This is a genomic window from Paracoccus fontiphilus (assembly GCF_017356265.1).
Classification (GTDB): Bacteria; Pseudomonadota; Alphaproteobacteria; order Rhodobacterales; family Rhodobacteraceae; genus Paracoccus; species Paracoccus fontiphilus.
In genome coordinates this window covers 71,338-91,074 of the sequence record NZ_JAFNAW010000011.1, presented here as the reverse complement: position 1 = coordinate 91,074, position 19,737 = coordinate 71,338, and the positions used below count along the sequence as shown (strand labels likewise).

14 protein-coding genes are annotated in these 19,737 nt (G+C 67.2%); 11 read left to right on the top strand and 3 right to left on the bottom strand.

Annotated elements, in window-relative coordinates; all coding sequences use genetic code 11:
* The coding region (locus tag J0F76_RS06410; protein ID WP_207466981.1) for a pyruvate carboxylase at positions 1–1,976 on the top strand (1,976 nt) is incomplete at its 5' end.
* Positions 1,977–1,994: 18 nt separating this feature from the next.
* On the opposite strand, the gene J0F76_RS06405 is transcribed toward J0F76_RS06410, so the two are convergent.
* Together J0F76_RS06405 and J0F76_RS06400 are read right to left on the bottom strand one after the other, a co-directional pair.
* Positions 1,995–3,392 carry a hypothetical protein gene (locus tag J0F76_RS06405; RefSeq protein WP_207466980.1) on the bottom strand — a complete coding sequence of 466 codons (1,398 nt, stop codon included), beginning with the start codon at positions 3,390–3,392 and terminating at the stop codon, positions 1,995–1,997.
* A gap of 60 nt (positions 3,393–3,452) precedes the next feature.
* A complete protein-coding gene (locus tag J0F76_RS06400; protein WP_207466978.1) occupies positions 3,453–4,967 on the bottom strand; it encodes a YifB family Mg chelatase-like AAA ATPase in 1,515 nt (504 codons plus the stop codon).
* A gap of 127 nt (positions 4,968–5,094) precedes the next feature.
* Between J0F76_RS06400 and coaBC the strand changes: the two genes are divergently transcribed.
* From coaBC to uvrB, 10 genes are all read left to right on the top strand, one after another.
* Positions 5,095–6,330, top strand: coding sequence for a bifunctional phosphopantothenoylcysteine decarboxylase/phosphopantothenate--cysteine ligase CoaBC (gene coaBC / locus J0F76_RS06395; protein ID WP_207466976.1), 1,236 nt, complete (start codon positions 5,095–5,097; stop codon positions 6,328–6,330).
* On the top strand, positions 6,327–7,367 hold the full coding sequence (locus J0F76_RS06390; protein WP_207466974.1) for a cysteine desulfurase family protein: 1,041 nt from the start codon (positions 6,327–6,329) through the stop codon (positions 7,365–7,367). Before coaBC ends, J0F76_RS06390 begins: the two co-directional genes overlap by 4 nt.
* A gap of 30 nt (positions 7,368–7,397) precedes the next feature.
* Complete coding sequence (gene sufB / locus J0F76_RS06385) at positions 7,398–8,918, top strand: Fe-S cluster assembly protein SufB (protein WP_207466972.1); 1,521 nt, start codon at positions 7,398–7,400, stop codon at positions 8,916–8,918.
* A gap of 61 nt (positions 8,919–8,979) precedes the next feature.
* Positions 8,980–9,735: a Fe-S cluster assembly ATPase SufC gene (gene sufC, locus J0F76_RS06380; protein ID WP_207466970.1), complete on the top strand. Its 756-nt coding sequence runs from the start codon at positions 8,980–8,982 to the stop codon at positions 9,733–9,735.
* A complete protein-coding gene (locus J0F76_RS06375; protein WP_207466968.1) occupies positions 9,735–11,069 on the top strand; it encodes a SufB/SufD family protein in 1,335 nt (444 codons plus the stop codon). Before sufC ends, J0F76_RS06375 begins: the two co-directional genes overlap by 1 nt.
* Positions 11,042–11,557, top strand: a complete 516-nt coding sequence (locus J0F76_RS06370) for a hypothetical protein (protein ID WP_341351563.1) — start codon at positions 11,042–11,044, stop codon at positions 11,555–11,557. Before J0F76_RS06375 ends, J0F76_RS06370 begins: the two co-directional genes overlap by 28 nt.
* A complete protein-coding gene (locus J0F76_RS06365; RefSeq protein WP_207466965.1) occupies positions 11,554–12,147 on the top strand; it encodes a Yip1 family protein in 594 nt (197 codons plus the stop codon). The genes J0F76_RS06370 and J0F76_RS06365 overlap by 4 nt, the downstream gene beginning before the upstream one ends.
* Positions 12,144–13,355 carry a cysteine desulfurase gene (locus J0F76_RS06360; protein WP_207466963.1) on the top strand — a complete coding sequence of 404 codons (1,212 nt, stop codon included), beginning with the start codon at positions 12,144–12,146 and terminating at the stop codon, positions 13,353–13,355. The genes J0F76_RS06365 and J0F76_RS06360 overlap by 4 nt, the downstream gene beginning before the upstream one ends.
* Before the next feature lie 101 nt (positions 13,356–13,456).
* Positions 13,457–14,671 carry an NAD(P)/FAD-dependent oxidoreductase gene (locus J0F76_RS06355; RefSeq protein ID WP_207466961.1) on the top strand — a complete coding sequence of 405 codons (1,215 nt, stop codon included), beginning with the start codon at positions 13,457–13,459 and terminating at the stop codon, positions 14,669–14,671.
* Positions 14,672–14,829: 158 nt separating this feature from the next.
* Positions 14,830–17,016 carry an excinuclease ABC subunit UvrB gene (gene uvrB / locus J0F76_RS06350; protein ID WP_207466959.1) on the top strand — a complete coding sequence of 729 codons (2,187 nt, stop codon included), beginning with the start codon at positions 14,830–14,832 and terminating at the stop codon, positions 17,014–17,016.
* On the opposite strand, the gene J0F76_RS06345 is transcribed toward uvrB, so the two are convergent.
* Positions 17,013–19,670: a PAS domain-containing protein gene (locus tag J0F76_RS06345; RefSeq protein ID WP_207466957.1), complete on the bottom strand. Its 2,658-nt coding sequence runs from the start codon at positions 19,668–19,670 to the stop codon at positions 17,013–17,015. The two genes, uvrB and J0F76_RS06345, sit on opposite strands and share 4 nt — an antisense overlap.
* Positions 19,671–19,737 lie beyond the last annotated feature (67 nt).

Sequence of the window (19,737 nt, the reverse complement as noted above, 5' to 3'; positions counted from 1 at the left end):
GCCCCCGGCCGCCCGCGCAGGCCCGCCCGCCGGTGCCGCCCGCGCCGAAGGCCCCACCCGCGCCCGGCACCCGGCAGATGCTGGAGGAAAAGGGCGCGCAGGCGGTGGCCGACTGGATGGCCGCGCAGTCGCGCCTTCTGATGACCGACACCACCATGCGCGACGGCCACCAGTCGCTGCTGGCGACGCGGATGCGGTCCATCGACATGATCCGCGTGGCCCCAAGCTATGCGGCGAACCTGCCCGGCCTGTTCTCGGTCGAATGCTGGGGGGGCGCGACCTTCGACGTGGCCTACCGCTTCCTGCAGGAATGTCCCTGGCAGCGGCTGCGCGACATCCGCGAGCGGATGCCGAACCTGATGACGCAGATGCTGCTGCGCGCCTCCAACGGCGTGGGCTACACCAACTATCCCGACAACGTGGTCGTGTCCTTCGTGAAGCAGGCGGCAGAAAGCGGCGTCGATGTGTTCCGCGTCTTCGACAGCCTCAACTGGGTCGAGAACATGCGCGTCGCCATGGACGCGGTGATCGAGACCGGCAAGATCTGCGAAGGCACGGTCTGCTATACCGGCGACATGCTGGACCCTGATCGGTCCAAGTACGACCTGGCCTATTACGTCAGGACCGCGCAGGACCTGAAGGCCGCGGGCGCGCATGTGCTGGGCCTGAAGGACATGGCGGGCCTTCTGAAGCCCGCCGCCGCGCGCATCCTGATCAAGGCGCTGAAGGAGGAGGTGGGCCTGCCCGTCCACTTCCACACCCACGACACCAGCGGCCTTGCCGGGGCGACGATCCTGGCTGCGGCCGAGGCGGGGGTGGACGCGGTCGATGCGGCCATGGACGCCTTCTCGGGCGGCACCTCGCAGCCCTGCCTCGGCTCCATCGTCGAGGCGCTGGAGGGCACCGAGCGCGACACCGGCCTCGACATTGCGGCGATCCGCCAGATCAGCAACTACTGGGAGCGCGTGCGCGAGAACTACGCCGCGTTTGAAAGCGGCCTGCAGTCGCCCGCCTCCGAGGTCTACCTCCACGAGATGCCGGGCGGGCAGTTCACCAACCTCAAAGCGCAGGCGCGCTCCATGGGGCTGGAGGACCGCTGGCACGAGGTGGCGCAGGCCTATGCCGACGTGAACCGCATGTTCGGCGACATCGTGAAGGTCACGCCGTCCTCGAAGGTGGTGGGCGACATGGCGCTGATGATGGTGGCCCAGGGGCTGACGCCCACGCAGGTGATGGATCCGGCCACCGAGGTCAGCTTCCCCGACAGCGTCGTGGACATGATGAAGGGCAACCTGGGCCAGCCCCCCGGCGGCTGGCCCGCCGACCTGCAGCGCAAGGTCCTGAAGGGCGAGGCGCCCATCACCGACCGGCCCGGCGCGCATCTGGAGCCGGTGGACATCGAGGCCGCGCGGACCAAGCTGTCCGCCGACCTGGGCGTTCCGATCGACAACGAGGACCTGAACGGCTGGCTGATGTATCCCAAGGTCTTTTCCGACTACATGGCGCGGCATCAGATCTATGGCCCGGTCCGCACCCTGCCCACCAAGAACTTCTTCTACGGCATGGAGCCGGGCGACGAGATCAGCGTCGAGATCGACCCCGGCAAGACCCTGGAGGTGCGCCTGCTGACGCTGGGCGACACGGACGAGAAGGGCGAGGTCAAGGTCTTCTTCGAGCTGAACGGCCAGCCCCGCCAGGTCCGCGTGCCGAACCGCAAGGCCACCGGCACCAAGGCTGCCCGCCCCAAGGCCGATCCGGCCAATGCCGGCCATGTCGGCGCGCCGATGCCGGGCGTGGTGGCCTCGGTCGCGGCAACGGCGGGCGCGAAGGTCCACCAGGGCGACCTGCTGCTGACCATCGAGGCGATGAAGATGGAAACCGGCCTCCATGCCGACCGCGACGGCACCGTCAAGGCCATCCACGTCCGCCCGGGCGAACAGATCGACGCGAAAGACCTGCTGGTCGAGGTCGAGTGAAACGGAGCGCCGCGGCCCTTATAGAAGGGCCGCGGCGATCAGCACCCACAGGGTCAGCGCCGCACCCGTCGCCAAGGCGTAAAGCCCGTTCCACCGCGCGCCCGCGTGGCGCGCCTCGACCCCGCCCAGCTTGCCGACCAGCAGTACCGAGGCCGTAAAGGGAGAGGTGTTGCCGCTGATGGCCCAGCCGCCTGTGATGGCGACCACCATGGCCGTGGGGTGGATGCCGAGCGCCTCGGGCGCGGGCAGCAGCGGCACCAGCAGCGACACGGCCAGGATCGGGTTCATGCCCACCTGGCCGGACAGCGGGATCACCCAGACAAGCGCCGCCAGGATCAGCAGCGGCGGGAATGCCGACAGGTCCGGCCCATGCGCCTGCATGATCGGCACCAGAAGCCAGGACCCGAGGCTGCCGATGAAGCCCGCCATGAACAGCAGGATGATCTCTCCGCGATAGCCGGCCAGTTCCCGCGTGGCGAACTGGCCGATCCGCATGGCAAGCGAGGCCAGCGGTCCGCCCGGCGCGGGTCGCAGGATCAGGAGCCAACCCGCCGCGACCAGCGGCACCACGGTCATCACCGCGCCCGTCACGGCGACGCCGGTCGCCAGGTGCAGCGCGAAGACGCTGCCGACGACGATGGCCAGCAGCACCAGCAGCGGGCGCAGGCGCAGCCACCAGCTGTCGGTTTCCGCCGCGCGCGGTGGAGGCGGCGCGCTGAGATGGGGCTTGAAGACCGTATCCAGCAGCCAGCCGATCCCGATCATCAGGGCGGAACTGACAAGGCACAGCCCGACGGCCCCGGCCCAGGACGCCCCCTGCACGACCGACATGGTCACGGCCATGGACAGCGCCATGGGCGACCAGCAGAGCGTCGAGGCAAACCCCCGCTGGATCGCCACCAGCATCCGGCGCAGGCGATGGCGGCGCAGTTCCTCGTTCGCCTCGCGCGCGGTGCTTTCGGCGGCCAGCGAGCCCAGCAGCGAGATCGAGCCGTAAAGCAGGATCAGGCCGAACAGGTGCCCTCCCAGCGTCAGGGCCAGATAGCGCCGCCCCGGCGGCTGGCGGGCCAGGAAGCGCCCGCAGTCCAGGATGGCCTGCGAGCCGATCGCCGCGCTGCGCAGCGCCGACAGGGCGGTGAACAGCGCGATGATGAAGGCACCGCGCGACAGGGCGGTCAGCGTGGCTTCGGCCCAGCCCGCACGCGTTGCGGCGGCCCAGGCGATCAGGACAAGGCCCAGGGCCACGAAGGCCAGCCGCGACAGGCGCGCGGTCAGCGAGAACAGCGCCAGCGCCAGCGTCAGCAGCGCCGCCGCCGTGATCGCGAAGCCTTGGCCGCCGCCGTATTCATGCGGGATGGTCGCCAGAAGCGCGAGGGCGGTCAGGATGCCGCCGATCCGGGCACTGATGGGGGGCATGGCCGAGTCCGTGATCAGGATCGCCCTGCCATAGCGCCCGGTTGCAGGATGCGCAATTCGTCAGCCGCCCGCCACAAAGGGCAGGCGATAGCTGATCGCCTCGGCCAGGTGGGGCGCGCGCACTGCCGCCGATCCCGCCAGGTCCGCGATGGTGCGCGCCGTGCGCAGGATGCGGTGATAGCCACGCGCGGTCAGGCCCAGGCGTTCCGATGCCTTCAGGATCAGCGCCCGGCCTTCGTCGTCCGGCGCGGCGATCCGGTCCAGCAGGCTGCCCGAGGCCTCGGCATTCACGCGGACCTGCGGATGGTCGTTGAACCGCGCGGCCTGCACGTCCCGCGCCGCCGCGACCCGTGCGGCAACCTGTGCCGAGGTGTCCCCGCCCGAGGGCAGTTCCAGGTCCATGAAGCTGACCGCCGGAACCTCCAGCCGCAAATCGAAGCGGTCCATCAGCGGACCCGAGATCTTGCCCATGTAGTCCCCGCCGCAGGCGGGCGCGCGGGAACAGGCGCGGGCGGCGTCGGCCAGATAGCCGCAACGGCAGGGATTGGCGGCAGCGACCAGCAGGAAGCGGCAGGGATAGCGGATATGGGCATTGGCGCGGGCCACGACGACCTCGCCCGTCTCGATGGGCTGGCGCAGGGTTTCCAGCACCTGCCGGGGAAATTCGGGAAATTCGTCCATGAACAGGACACCATTATGGGCAAGGCTGATCTCGCCCGGCTTGGCGCCGCGCCCGCCGCCGACGATGGCGGCCATGGACGCGGTGTGGTGCGGTTCGCGGAACGGCGCACGGCGCGAGATGCCGCCGTCGTCCAGGGTGCCCGCAAGCGAATGGATCATCGAGGTTTCCAGCGCCTCGGCCGCGCCCAGCGGCGGCATCAGGCCGGGCAGGCGGGCCGCCAGCATCGACTTGCCCGCGCCGGGCGGGCCGACCATCAAAAGGTGGTGTCGGCCAGCCGCCGCGATCTCCAGGGCGCGCTTGGCGCGTTCCTGGCCCTTCACCTCGGACAGGCAGCCCCGCGCCACGGCGCCGTCGATCATGCCGGGTTGGGCGCGGGCGATGGGGGCGCGGTCGGTCAGGTGGTCGATCACCTCGCGCAGCGTGGCAGGGGCAAGCACCGGAACGGCGTCGACCCAGGCTGCTTCCGGGCCGCAGGCGCGGGGGCAGATCAGCGCGCGGTCATCCTCGGCCGCGGCCATGGCGGCGGGCAGGGCGCCCGTGACCGCCACCAGCCGCCCGTCAAGCGCCAGTTCCCCAAGCGCGACGCAGCGCGACAGTTCCTCGGCCGGGACGATCTCCAGCGCGGCCAGGATCGCCAACGCGATGGGCAGGTCGAAATGCGAGCCTTCCTTGGGCAGGTCGGCGGGCGACAGGTTCACCGTCAGCCGCCGGTTCGGCATGGCGATGGACAGCGCGCCGAAGGCGGCCTTGACGCGTTCACGCGCCTCGCTGACGGCCTTGTCGGGCAGGCCCACGATGGCAAAGCCCGGCAGGCCCGCCGCGACGGAACACTGAACCTCGACCAGCCGCGCCTCGATCCCCTCGAAGGCGACGGAATAGGCGATGGCGACCATGACTTCCCCTTTTCGTTCCCATGATGGTTAACGGGACGGGGCTTAAGGAAAGGTTAACGGGTGGCGATTGCTTGCGGCACGGGGGCCGGGTGGCTATGTGTCTGATGCGGAACGCCAAGGGGGCAAGATGAACGGCAAGCGCATCCTGTTGATCGTCGGCGGCGGCATCGCGGCCATGAAGGTCCCGCACCTGATCCGCCTGATCCGGGCCGAGGGCGCGTCGGTCACCCCGGTCCTGACGCAGGCGGGCGCGCAGTTCACCACGCCGATGACGCTGTCGGTTCTGGCGGGCGAGGCAGCGCAAGACAGCCTGTGGAACATCGCGTCCGAGGCCGAGATCGGCCATATCCAGTTGTCGCGCAATGCCGACCTGGTCGTCGTCGCCCCCGCCACGGCCGACCTGTTGGCGAAGATGGCGCATGGGCTGGCGGACGATCTGGCGTCCACGCTGCTGCTGGCGACCGACAAGCGCGTGCTGGTGGCGCCCGCGATGAACGTGCGGATGTGGCACCACCCGGCGACGCAGCGGAACCTGCGTGTGCTGCGCGACGACGGCATCCTGTTCGTCGGCCCCGAGGACGGCGACATGGCCTGCGGCGAATACGGCACCGGGCGCATGTCGGAACCTGAAGCCATCGTCGCCGCGATCCGGGATGAACTGGCCCCTCAGGCACCGCTGAAGCTGCTGCCCGAGGCTCAGGTCCGGTCGGGGGTGCTGTCGGGGCGGCATGTCATCGTGACCTCCGGCCCCACGCATGAACCCATCGACCCGGTGCGTTATATCGCCAACCGATCCTCGGGCGCGCAGGGGACGGCCATCGCCGCCGCGCTGCGCGACATGGGCGCGCGGGTCAGCTTTGTCACCGGGCCGGCCGACGTGGCCCCGCCCGAAGGCGTCGAGGTGATCCGCGTCCAGACCGCCCGGCAGATGCGCGACGCGGTAGAAGCCGCGCTGCCCGCCGATGCGGCGGTGATGGCGGCGGCGGTGGCCGATTGGCGGATCAGGAACTCGTCCGCGCGCAAGATCAAGAAGGACGGCTCGGGCAAGGCGCCCCTGCTGGAAATGACCGAGAACCCTGACATCCTGGCCTGGATCAGCCAGACGGACACGCGGCGCCCCCGGCTGGTGGTGGGCTTTGCGGCGGAAACCAACGACGTGGTGGCCCATGCCACCGACAAGCGGCTGCGCAAGGGCTGCGACTGGATCGTCGCCAACGATGTCAGCGAGGGCACCGGCATCATGGGCGGGACCGAAAACGCCGTGACGGTCATCACCGAGGAAGGCGCCGAGGAATGGCCGCGCATGGCCAAGGATGCCGTGGCCCGCAGGCTGGCGCAGAAGATCGCCGGGGTGATCGGATGAGAACCTATCTGGACTGGAACGCCACCACCCCCCTGCGCGACGAGGTCAAGGCCGCGATGCGTGACGGGATGGAGATCGTCGGCAACCCGTCATCGGTCCACAGCGAGGGTCGCGCGGCCAAGATGGCGATGGAGCGTGCGCGGGAACAGGTGGCGGCGGCGCTGGGGGCGGAAGGCGCGGACGTGATCTTCACCTCGGGCACGACCGAGGCCGCGGCGATGGTGCTGGCGGGCAGGGGCGTCCATTGCGCCGTCGTGGAACACAGCGCGGTCAAGGTCTGGTGCGAGCAGGATCTGGCGGTGGACAGCAACGGCATCGTGTCGGTGCCCGATCCCGCAAGGGCCAGCCTGCAACTGGCCAACAACGAGACCGGCGTGATCCAGGATTTGCCGCAGGGGCTGGGGTCCAGCGACCTGACGCAGGCCTTCGGCAAGGTGCCCTTCGCCTTCAACTGGCTGGGCATCACGGCGGGTTTCGTCAGCGCCCACAAGCTGGGCGGTCCCAAGGGCATCGGCGCGCTGATCGTGAAGCGCGGCACCGATGTCGAGGCGATGATCCGCGGAGGCGGGCAGGAACAAGGGCGTCGGGGCGGGACCGAGAACCTGCTCGGCATCCTGGGGTTTGCCGCCGCCGCGTCCGCTGCCCAAAGGGAGTTGGAGGCGGGCCTATGGGACGAGGTCGCCGCCCGGCGTGAAGCGCTGGAGGATAGACTGCTGGCCGCGGCGCCCGGCGCAATCGTCGCAGGAAAAGCGGTCAAACGCTTGCCGAACACGACCTGTCTTCTTACATCGGGCTGGAAGGGTGAAACCCAGGTCATGCAGATGGATCTGGCGGGCTTTGCGATCTCGGCGGGGTCGGCCTGTTCCTCGGGCAAGGTCCGGGCCAGCGGGGTTTTGCAGGCCATGGGTTTCGACGACAAGGCCGCGCAATCGGCAATTCGGATCTCGATAAGCCCGGCTTTGGGCGACGATCAGGTGAACCGATTTGCGGATGCGTGGGAAAGCGCGTATTCACGCTGGCGCGACAGGAATGGCTAGGTTCCCACCCGGCCTATGGAAGGACAAAGGATGAACGCAACCATCGATCTTGACGTGCGCGAAGGCGTCGACCGCGAGACGGTCGAGACCGTGCAGAACATGGGCAGCTACAAGTACGGCTGGGATACCGAGATCGAGATGGAGTATGCCCCCAAGGGGCTGAGCGAGGACATCGTCCGCCTGATCTCGCAAAAGAATGAAGAGCCGGAATGGATGCTGGAATGGCGGCTCGAGGCCTATCGCCGCTGGCTCACCATGGCCGAACCCAAGTGGGCGATGCTGAACTATCCCGAGATCGACTACCAGGACCAGTATTACTACGCCCGCCCGAAAAGCATGGAGGTGAAGCCCAAGTCGCTGGACGAGGTCGATCCGAAGCTGCTGGCGACCTATGAAAAGCTGGGCATCCCGCTGAAGGAACAGATGATCCTTGCCGGGGTCGAAGGGGCCGAGGACGCGCCCGCCGAGGGCCGCCGCGTGGCCGTCGACGCCGTGTTCGACAGCGTGTCCGTGGGCACCACCTTCAAGGACGAGCTGGCCAAGGCCGGCGTCATCTTCTGTTCCATCAGCGAGGCGATCCGCGAGCATCCGGAACTGGTGAAGAAATACCTCGGCTCGGTCGTGCCGCAGTCCGACAACTTCTTCGCGACGCTGAACAGCGCGGTCTTTTCGGACGGCAGCTTCGTGTATGTCCCGAAGGGCGTGAAATGCCCGATGGAACTGTCCACCTATTTCCGCATCAACGCCGAAAACACCGGCCAGTTCGAACGCACGCTGATCATTGCCGACAAGGGCGCCTATGTCAGCTATCTGGAAGGCTGCACCGCGCCCAAGCGCGACACGAACCAGTTGCACGCCGCCGTGGTCGAGATCGTGGTGCTGGAAGACGCCGAGGTGAAGTACTCGACCGTCCAGAACTGGTTTCCCGGCGACGAGAACGGCAAGGGCGGCATCTACAACTTCGTCACCAAGCGCGCCGACTGCCGCGAGGCCCGCGCCAAGGTGATGTGGACGCAGGTCGAGACCGGATCGGCGATCACCTGGAAATACCCGTCCTGCATCCTGCGCGGCGACGAGTCCCAAGGAGAGTTCTACTCCATCGCCATCGCCAACAACTTCCAGCAGGCCGACACCGGAACCAAGATGATCCATCTGGGCAGGAACACCCGGTCGCGGATCGTGTCGAAGGGGATCTCGGCCGGTCAGGCGCAGAACACCTATCGCGGCCTGGTCACGATGCACCCGCGCGCCACGAACAGCCGCAACTATACCCAGTGCGACAGCCTGCTGATCGGCGACAAGTGCGGGGCGCATACCGTGCCCTACATCGAGGTCAAGAACACCTCGAGCCGCGTCGAGCACGAGGCGACGACCTCCAAGGTTGATGACGACCAGCTTTTCTATTGCCGGTCGCGCGGCATGGACGAGGAGGAGGCCGTGGCCCTTGTCGTCAACGGCTTCTGCCGCGAGGTCCTGCAGGCTCTCCCGATGGAATTCGCGATGGAGGCGCAGTCGCTGGTCGCCATTTCGCTGGAAGGTTCGGTCGGCTAAGGGCCGCAGGAACAAGATGATGGTGCCGCAGGCACCGCCGCCACCATCCGATGAGGAAAAGATGCTGAAAATCGACAACTTGCATGTGAAACTTGAGGAAGAGGACAAGCAGATCCTGAAGGGTCTGTCCTTGGAGATCCCGGCAGGTCAGGTCCATGCGATCATGGGGCCGAACGGATCGGGCAAATCGACGCTGTCCTATGTCCTGTCAGGCCGCGACGGCTATGAAGTGACGGAAGGCAGCGCCACGCTGGACGGCGAAAGCCTGCTGGACATGGAGCCCGAGGAACGCGCGGCCGCGGGCCTGTTCCTGGCCTTCCAGTATCCGGTCGAGATCCCCGGCGTCGGCAACATGACCTTCCTGCGCACCGCCGTGAACGCGCAGCGCAAGGCGCGCGGCGAGGAGGAGCTGTCCTCGGGTGATTTCCTGAAGGTCGTGCGCGCCAAGGCGGCCGAACTGCAGATCAGCCCCGAGATGCTGAAGCGTCCTGTCAACGTGGGCTTCTCGGGCGGGGAAAAGAAGCGCAACGAGATCCTGCAGATGGCCATGCTGGAACCGCGCATGTGCATCATGGACGAGACCGACTCGGGCCTGGACGTCGATGCCATGCGGCTGGTCAGCGACGGCGTGAACGCGCTGCGTTCGCCAGACCGCAGCTTTCTGGTCATCACCCATTACCAGCGGCTGCTGAACCACATCCAGCCAGACGTGGTCCATATCATGGCGAACGGACGGATCGTGAAGACCGGCGGGCCGGAACTGGCCCTGCAGGTCGAGGAAGAAGGCTACGGCGACCTGCTGGCGGAGGCCCGCTGATGGCGGACACGGCAGTCAAGGCGAAGGACCAGACCCCGACGATCGAGGGCACGGCCAAGCCCGTCAATGCGCTTGACGCGCGGCTTGCGGCGCTGAGCCTGCCGCAAGGCGGGTTCACGGCGGCCGCGCGGCAGGATGCGATGTCCCGGTTGCGGGACATGGGCCTGCCCGGCCCGCGCGACGAATACTGGCGCTATACCGATCCGCGTCCCTTCAACGCGCCCGCTCCGCAAGCGCTGGCGATCCCGGATGGGCAGGAAACGCCGCTGTTCGACGGGCTGGACAAGCTGACGCTGGTGTTCGTCGATGGCGCCTTCGACGAGGCGGCGTCGGACGATCTGGCCCTGAATGGGGTAGAGATCGCGACCCTCGCGCAGGCCGAGGCTGGCGCAAGCTGGGCGGCCGACCTTTACGGCGTGCTGGAAGCGGCGGGCCAGAAGCCCGTGAAGCGGCCCTTTGCGGTGCTGAACACGGCCGCCGCGCAGGATGGCTTGCTGATCCGCGTGACCGGGACCCCCGCCAAGCCGATCCATGTGGTTCATCGCCGCGCCTTGGACAAGGCCGATGCCATGTGGCACCACGTCATCCGCGTCGAGGAAGGGGCCGAACTGACCCTGCTGGAAACCGGCATGTCGGGCGCGCGCTCGAACGGCGTGATCGAGGTCGATCTGGCCCGGGGCGCCCGGTTCCACCACATCGCATCCAAGCGGGCGGTCGATGCCAAGGTCGGCATCGGCCACATCTTCGCCCGCGTCGCGGCCGAGGCGCAGTTCAAGTCCTTCACGCTGTCGGTCAATGGCACGACCATGCGCAACGAGGCCGTGATCGACATCGCCGGCGACGATGCCGTGGCCCATATCGCCGCCGCCGTTCTGGGCGATGGTGGCAAGGCGCCGTTCCACCAGGACGACACCGTCTTCATCACCCACGGGGCCGAGCGTTGCGAAAGCCGCCAGGTCTTCAAGAAGGTCCTGAAGAACGGGGCCGAGGGCGTGTTCCAGGGCAAGATTCTGGTCAAGCCCGGCGCGCAGAAGACCGACGGCTACCAGATCAGCCAGGCCCTGCTGCTGGACGAACGCAGCCAGTTCCTCGCCAAGCCGGAACTGGAGATCTATGCCGACGACGTGAAATGCTCCCACGGCTCGACCACCGGCGCGATCGACGAGGAGGCGCTGTTCTACCTGCGCTCTCGCGGGGTGCCGAGAGAGCGGGCCATCGTGTTCCTGGTCCTGTCCTTCCTGGCCGACGCCCTGGCCGAGATCGAGGACGAGGCCATCCGCGATTGCATCTATGAACGGCTTGACGTGTGGCTGACCTTGAACGCGGTTCAGTGACGCCGCCGGGCGGGATCGCCCCGCGTGTGTTGCAAAGCTGGTGGGCCCCGCGCCGGGTGGTGCGGGGCCTTTCGGCCATGCCGGAACGGGTCAAGCTGGTCGTGTTGATGCTGGCGATGCTGATCTTCCTGGTGGCGCAGGCCCCCGCCAACGCGCGGCTGGCGCAGCTTGACCCCTCGGTGCCCTTCGATGCGCGAATGGGCGGCGCGCTGCTGGCGGTGCTGTTCCTGATGCCGTTGCTGGCCTATGCCCTGGCGGCTGTCGTGTCGGCCCTGTCGCGGCTGACGCCCTGGCGCCTGACGCCCGAGGATTCGCGCCTGGCGCTGTTCTGGGCGCTTCTGGCGGTTGCGCCCGCCATGCTGCTGGCGGGTCTTGTGGCTGGACTGATCGGGCCCGGACCGGCGCTTGCTGTCGTGCAGGCGGTCTGCGGCGCAGGCTTTCTGATGATCTGGGGGGCCGGACTTTCCGCCCTGGCGAGGCGAGCATGACCTTCGACGACTTCAAGGCCCTGATCGGGCTGTCCTTCCGCAATCCGCAGGGCGCGGCGCACGCCCTGATGCGGCAGGACTGGCCGGTGCAGGCGCGCTGGATGGCGCTGCTGGCCGCCGTCTCGATCTCGGCCCTGCTGGCTTGGGTCGCGGGGGCGATGTTCAGCGCCCCTGCCGAAGACGATATCCAGGTCGTCATGCTCAGCCAGCAGCCCATGGTCCTGGCCGTCATGCAGATGGTGGCGATCGTTCTGGCGGCGGGCCTGATGTCGGGCGTCGGCCGTGCCTTCGGCGGTCGGGGCCGGTTCGAGGACGCCTTGCTGCTGACCGTCTGGATCGAGGTCCTGCTGCTGCTGGTCCAGGCCATCCAGATCGTGCTGTCGCTTGTCATGCCTGCCGTCGCCGGGCTGCTGGGGATCGCGGCGATGGCGCTGTTCCTGTGGCTGACCGTGCAGTTCACCAAGGCGCTGCACGGCTTTTCCAGCACGCTGAAGGTCACGATGGGCCTGATCGGCACCGCCATCGCGGCGGGCTTCATCCTGTCCATCCTTGCCGCCGCCCTTGGAATCATGCCGGAGATGCCGCAATGAGCTTTGACGTCGATGCCGTCCGCGCCGATTTCCCCATCCTGTCGCGGCAGGTGAACAACCGTCCGCTGGTCTATCTGGACAGCGGCGCCAGCGCGCAGAAGCCGCGTCAGGTGATTGACGCGATCACCCGCGCCTACGAGGGCGAATACGCCAACGTCCACCGAGGCCTGCATTTCCTTTCCAACCTGGCGACCGACAACTATGAACGCGTCCGGGCGATCATCGCCCGCTTCCTCCATGCCCCGCATGAAGACGAGGTGATCTTTACCAGCGGCTCGACCGAAGGGATCAACCTGGTCAGCTATGGCTGGGCCGCGCCCCGGATGCAGGCGGGGGACGAGATCGTGTTGTCGGTGCTGGAACACCATGCCAACATCGTGCCTTGGCATTTCCTGCGCGAACGGCAGGGCGTGGTGCTGAAATGGGTCGAACCCGAACCCGACGGCAGCCTGCCGCCGGAAAAGGTGCTGGCGGCTGTGGGACCGAAGACCAAGCTGATCGCCGTCACGCATATGTCGAACGTCACCGGCACCATCGTCGATGTCGGCGCCATCGCGCGCGGCACCGACGTGCCGGTCCTGGCCGACGGATCGCAGGCGGCGGTGCACATGCCGGTCGATCTGGACGCGCTTGGCGTCGATTTCTACTGCATCACCGGGCACAAGCTTTACGGCCCCTCGGGGTCGGGCGCGATGTGGATCCGCCGCGACCGCCAGGCCGAGATGCGGCCCTTCCTGGGCGGCGGCGACATGATCCGCACCGTCACACGCGACGCCGTGGACTATGCCGACCCGCCCCTGCGGTTCGAGGCGGGCACCCCCGGCATCGTCAACCAGATCGGCCTGGGCGCCGCGCTGGAATACATGATGGACCTGGGGATGGAGAACATCGCCGCCCACGAACGGTCCCTGCGCGACTATGCCCGCGACCGGCTGCGCAGCCTGAACTGGTTGCAGGTCCAGGGCGATGCGCCGGACAAGGGGTCGATCTTCTCGATGACCATGCAGGGCGCCCATGCCCATGACCTCTCGACCATCCTCGACAAGCGCGGCATCGCCGTGCGCGCGGGCAGCCATTGCGCCATGCCGCTGATGGAGTTCTTCGGAATCACCGCCAGCGCGCGCGCATCATTCGCGATGTACAACACGAAGCAGGAAGTAGATGATCTGGTCGAAGGTTTGACCTTCTGCCGAGAGCTTTTCGCCTAAATCTTGCAAAGTTTTTTCGCCTGGCCGAAGATCGTGCGATAATCCTTGCCGAAAAATCGGAATGTCTGCATCCCTGACCGAAACACGGTCAGGGTACGGATATGGCTGAGATTCTGGTTCTGGGTGCGGGCATGGTCGGGGTTTCGACCGCCTTGGCCTTGCAGGCGCGCGGGCACGACGTCACGATCATTGAACGCGGCGTGCCGGGGCGGGAAACCAGCTACGGCAACGCGGGCCTGATTCAGACCGAGGCGGTCGAACCCTATGCCATGCCGCTTGCGCCCGGCGCGCTGCTGCAGATCGCCATGGGGCGCGGCTATGACGTCAAGTGGAACGTCGGGGGCCTGCTGTCGCAACTGAACGCGGTCTGGACCTATGCCATCAACTCGCTGCCTGCCGGGCACCGCCGGGCGACGCTGACCTGGGGCAAGCTGATCCGCCAGTCGACCGACCGCCACGCGCCCCTGGTCCAGGCAGCGGGCGCCGACAACATCATCCGCCGCGACGGCTATATCGAGGTGCACCGAACGCCCGCCCGCATGGAAAAGGCCCGTGCCACCGCCAAGCGGTTCCTGGATGAATTCGGGGTCGAGGCCAAGCTGATGGACGGCAAGGCCCTGCGCACCCTGGAACCCGCCATCAAGATCGAGGTCGAGGGCGCGACCCACTGGGCCGATGCCTGGGCCTGTTCCGATCCCGGCGGCCTCGTGGCGGCCTATGCCGCGCTGTTCGAACGGCGCGGCGGTCGGATCGTCAACGCCGATGCGGGCGACCTGCACCGCGCGGGCAAGGGCTGGCGGGCTGGCGAGGCCGAGGGAGAACACGCGGTCGTGGCGCTCGGCCCCTGGTCGCCGATGCTGCTGCAGCGCTTTGGCCTGACGGTGCCGATGGTCTTCAAGCGCGGCTATCATCGCCATTACCGGATGGAAACGCCGCCGAACCACCCGATTGCGGACTTCGGCAACTCGGTCGTGCTTTCGCCCATGCGGCGGGGCCTGCGCATTGCCACGGCGGCCGAACTGACCAGCCACCCGCGCCTGAGCCCCCCGCAGTTGAAGCACGGCGAAAAGGCCGCGCGGGAACTGTTCAACATCGGCGCCCCGGTCGAGGCCGAACCCTGGACCGGCCGCCGCCCCTGCATCCCCGACATGCTGCCGGTGATCGGCCGCGTGCCGGACCAGCCGAATCTCTGGGCGCATTTCGGCCACGGCCACCAGGGCTTTACCCTTGGCCCGGTCACGGCCGAGATCCTGGCCGAGGAAGTGGAGGGCAGGCAGGGATGGGCCGAATTGCAGCCGTCACGTTTCAAGCGCTGACCGTTTCTTCTTCGTTGTCGAAATACCCTCGGGGGTGAATTGGCCGCAGGCCAAGAGGGGGCGCGAGCGCCCCCTGCTGCCGCAATCCGTCAGCAGCGCCGGTTGACTTTCCCGCGCGGGGACACACCTTCTAGGCTCTGCCGCATGAAGGTTGCCTGATGGGTCACAACAACACCAACGCGCCGGTCGCGCGCCCGATCGAAGTCACCCGCCCCAAGCTGGAGGGCGGTCGGCGCTTCGTGATGAAAAGCGAATTCCAGCCCGCGGGCGACCAGCCGACCGCCATCGTCGAACTGACCCAGGGCGTGCAGGCGGGCGAACGCGACCAGGTGCTGCTGGGCGCGACCGGCACGGGCAAGACCTTCACCATGGCCAAGGTGATCGAGGCGACGCAGCGCCCCGCCATCATCCTGGCGCCCAACAAGACCCTGGCCGCCCAGCTTTATGGCGAGTTCAAGGGCTTCTTCCCCGATAACGCGGTCGAATACTTCGTCAGCTACTACGACTACTACCAGCCCGAGGCCTATGTCCCCCGGTCGGACACTTATATCGAGAAGGAATCCCAGATCAACGAGGCCATCGACCGGATGCGCCACTCGGCCACCCGCGCGCTGCTGGAACGCGATGACGTGATCATCGTGGCCTCGGTTTCCTGTATCTACGGCATCGGCTCGGTCGAGACTTATTCGGCCATGACCCAGGACATGGTTGTTGGCGACAGCTATGACCAGCGCGAGTTCATCGCCCAGCTCGTAGCCCAGCAGTATCGGCGTCTGGACGCGGCCTTCCAGCGGGGCGGCTTTCGCGTCAAGGGCGACGTGGTCGAGGTCTGGCCCGCCCACCTCGAGGATCGCGCTTGGCGCTTCGACTTCTTCGGGAACGAGCTTGAGGCGATCACCGAATTCGATCCGCTGACCGGCCAGAAGACCGACAACTTCCGCCAGATCCGCATCTATGCGAACAGCCACTACGTCACGCCGCGCCCGACGTTGCAGCAGGCCATCAAGGGCATCAAGGCGGAATTGCAGGGTCGTCTGAAGCAGCTTGTGGACGAAGGCAAGCTGCTGGAAGCGCAGCGTCTGGAGCAGCGCACCAATTTCGACCTCGAGATGCTGGAGGCCACCGGCGTCTGCAACGGGATCGAGAACTACAGCCGCTATCTGACCGGCCGCGCGCCGGGCGAGCCGCCCCCCACGCTGTTCGAGTTCATCCCCGACAACGCCATCGTCTTCGCCGATGAATCCCACGTCAGCGTGCCGCAGATCGGCGGCATGTACCGGGGCGACTTCCGGCGCAAGTTCACGCTGGCCGAACACGGCTTCCGCCTGCCAAGCTGCATGGATAACCGCCCCCTGAAGTTCGAGGAATGGGACGCCATGCGCCCGCAATCGGTCTTTGTGTCCGCGACCCCCGCGCAATGGGAGATGGACCAGACCGGCGGCGTCTTCACCGAACAGGTGATCCGTCCCACCGGCCTTCTGGACCCCGAGATCGAGATCCGTCCGGTCGAGATGCAGGTGGACGACCTGCTGGACGAGATCCGCCGCGTCAGCAAGGCGGGCCTGCGCACGCTGGTCACGACGCTGACCAAGCGCATGGCCGAGGATCTGACCGAATATTTCCACGAACAGGGCATCCGCATCCGCTACATGCACAGCGATATCGACACCATCGAGCGGATCGAGATCCTGCGCGACCTGCGGTTGGGCGCATTCGATGTGCTGGTGGGCATCAACCTGCTGCGCGAGGGGCTGGACATCCCCGAATGCGGGCTGGTGGCGATCCTGGACGCCGACAAGGAAGGCTTCCTGCGGTCCGAGACCTCGCTGATCCAGACCATCGGCCGGGCGGCGCGGAACGTGGACGGGCGGGTGATCCTTTATGCCGACAGCATCACCGGCAGCATGGAACGCGCCATGGCGGAAACCGAGCGCCGCCGCCAGAAGCAGATGGCCTATAACGAGGCCCACGGCATCACGCCCCAGACCGTCCGCAAGAACGTCGAGGATGTGCTGGCGGGCCTGTGGCAGGGCGATACCGACCAATCGCGCGTCACCGCCAAGGTGGACCGCCCCATGGTCGGCGCGAACCTGGCCACCCATCTGGACGCCCTGCGTTCGCAGATGCGCAAGGCAGCCGAGAACCTGGAGTTCGAGGAAGCCGCCCGCATCCGCGACGAGGTGAAGCGTCTGGAGGCCGTGGAACTGGCCGTCGCCGACGACCCCCTGGCGCGTCAGTCCGTGATCGAGGAAGCGGCCGAGGAGGCCGTCAAGGCGTCCGGCCGGTCCACGGCGGGCCGGGCCGGGCAGCGCGGCGGCAACAAGCGGTCAAAGCGGCGACGCTAGCCCGCCGCCTTGCGGGACAGCACGTCGCTGATCTTGCGCGCAAGCTGGTCGAAGCTGAAGGGCTTGGCCAGGAAGTTGCCGCTTGCCTTGACCCGGTCGTGGGTTTCCAGCGACTTTCCGGTATAGCCGCTGGTGTAAAGGACCTTCAGGTCCGGGCGCAGGCTTTGTGCCTGCTCGACCAGCTGGGGGCCGGTCATCTGCGGCATCACGACATCGGAAAACAGCAGTCGGACATCCTGCCGCGCTTTCAGGATCGCAAGGGCGGCAACGCCCGACGCGGCCTCCAGCACGGTATAGCCAAGCTCCTTCAGGGCGGCGACGGTGAAGCTTCGCACGCGATCCTCGTCCTCGACCACCAGGACGACATCCTCGGGCCGGCCCTGGGGCACGTCGACCCGCTGATCCATCGGCACCTGGCCCGCCCCTTCGAGACAGCGCGGCAGCAGCAGGTCGACGACCGTGCCCCGGCTGATCTGCGAGTTGATGGAAACATGACCGCCCGACTGGCGGATGAAGCCATAAACCTGGCTCAGCCCCAGGCCCGTGCCGCGCCCCGTGGGCTTGGTGGTGAAGAAGGGGTCAAAGGCCTTGGACAGGACCTCGGGTGTCATGCCGGCGCCGGTATCCTGCACGCGGATGCGGACATAGTCGCCCGGCTCCATCCCGGCCACGCGGGCCTGGGCGGTGTCCAGATGCGCGTTCGCCGTCTGCAGCACCACGCGCCCGCCATCCGGCATGGCATCGCGCGCGTTCACGGCCAGGTTGATGATGGCGTTTTCCAACTGGTTCGGATCGACCTTGGTTGCCCAGAGATCCGGCTGCAGCAGCGTTTCCAGCACGATCATCTCGCCAAGGGAACGCGACAGCATGTCCGACAGGCCGGTCAGCAAGCCATTGGCATCGACGACCGCCGGTTCCAGGGGCTGCTGGCGCGAAAAGGACAAGAGCCGCTGCGTCAGGGCGGCGGCGCGGTTCACGCCTTCCAGCGCGCCCTCGATATAGGCGCCGACATCGGTATTGCCGCGCGCCAACTGGCGCTGGGTCAGGTTCAACCCGCTGATCACCACGGCCAGCATGTTGTTGAAGTCATGGGCGATGCCGCCAGTCAGCTGACCCACGGCCTCCATCTTCTGCAACTGGCGAAGCTGCCGTTCGGCGGCTTCCCGGCGCTCGAACTCCTCGCGCAGGACGATCTCGCGCTGCGCGATGGTGGCTTCCTGTTCCTCGAGCCGGCGGTTCAGGTTGCGCAGGGCCTCCGCCCGCTCCATCGCCAGCCAGGTCTGCTGCACGATTTCCTTGGCCAGCGTGACTTCGGGTTCGGTCCAGTGGCGGATGGTCGCCTGGTGCAGATAGATGCCCGCCGCCCATTTTCCATCGGTCAGCAGGGGCACGCAGAGGCCGGCCAGGACGCCTTCGTCGGCATAAGGGGCCAAGGCGCCCCTGCTCTCGGAACGGCTGTTGCCGAAGACCAGGGCGCGACCGGCCCGGCGTTCCTGATCCGCCAGAACGCCATAGTGATCCGTCGCCTGGATGCCGATCAGGGCGGCCAGCTTGCCGTCGGTCCAGGAGGCCTCGTGGCAGATGGTGCGCGGACCCGTCAGCCGGTAAAAGCCTACCCGGTTGACGCCAAGGCGCTTGCCCAGCGCCTCGGACGCGCAATGCAGGATCTCTTGCGGGTCGCCCAACATGCGCTGCCGTGCCATGAGGTCGAGGACGAATTCCCTTTCCTCCTTGGCGGCGCGCAATTGCAGTTCGGCCCGCTTCAGTTCGGTAATCTCGTAGCTGACGCCGGGCAGGCGGGCGCAGCGCCCGTCATCGCCGGCGATGCATTGCCCCTGGGCCGAGACCCAGCGGATCGTGCCGTCTGCACGCAGCAGGCGGTATTCGGAACTGAACGTGCCGACCGTGCGAATGGCTTCCGCAACCTCGGCTTCGACCCGCGCGCGATCGTCGGGGTGAATGCCCTCGAAGAAATGGTCGATGGCGGCGCCTTCCGTGGCAACTGCCGCATCGACGCCGTAGAGGCTGGCAAAGCGGCTGTCAGACGTCACCCGGTCATTGACCACGTCCCAGTCCCAGATGCCGACGCTGTTTGCCGCCGACATCGCCAGGTTCAGCCGCTCGTCGGCCTTGGCGCGCGCGCGTTCGGCAAGGATCCGCGCCGTGGTTTCCCCCGTGACGCAAAGCAGCCCCGCGACGCGGCCTTCGTCGTCTTGGACGGGCGAATAGGTGAAGGTCCAATAGCTTTCCTCGGACTCGCCCGTGCGGCTGAGGTCGAGCCGCATGTCCACCATCTTCCGGCTCTGCCCGTGCAGGCAGTCTTCCACCAAGGACGAGATGTCGTCCCAGATGCTGGCCCAAAGATCGCGGAACGGCTTTCCCATCGCGTCCGCCTGGCGATAGCCCAGGATCGGTCGGTAGGCGTCGTTGTAGAACGAGATCAGGTCCGGTCCCCAGGCCAGGTACATCGGCGTCGGGCAGGTCAGCATGGCCGAGAGGATGGCGCGCAGGGAAACCGGCCAGTCTTCCACGGGGCCGAGCGATGTCGCTGACCAGTCGCGAGAGGCGATCTCCTCTGCCGCCCTGCTGTTGGCCAAGGGCAGCCACGAGGTGGGCCGTTCGATGTTCATCTGCAATTCCTGGTCGCGCGTCATCTTAGAATCGTTCCGGCTGGCGAAAAGGTTCCGCAAGGCGGATCGGCCGATACTTGCCTATGGCCTT